Raw genomic sequence first — 215 nt, forward strand, 5'->3', positions numbered from 1 at the left:
GCTGAATTGAAGTGCTTGCACTGATTTTCAGCATTGGATGAGTGGCGAACTGGTGAGTAACACGTGGGTAACCTGCCCGGAAGCAGGGGATAACACTTGGAAACAGGTGCTAATACCGTATAACAACTGAAACCGCATGGTTTCAGTTTGAAAGATGGTTTCGGCTATCACTTCTGGATGGACCCGCGGCGTATTAGCTAGTTGGTGGAGTAATG

The 215-nt window shown here is 47.9% G+C and carries 1 rRNA gene; it reads left to right on the forward strand.

Annotated elements, in window-relative coordinates:
• Positions 1-215, forward strand: a 16S ribosomal RNA gene (locus tag CES82_RS12310); the annotation flags it as partial.

This window comes from Secundilactobacillus silagincola (assembly GCF_002583405.1).
Taxonomy (GTDB): domain Bacteria; phylum Bacillota; class Bacilli; order Lactobacillales; family Lactobacillaceae; genus Secundilactobacillus; species Secundilactobacillus silagincola.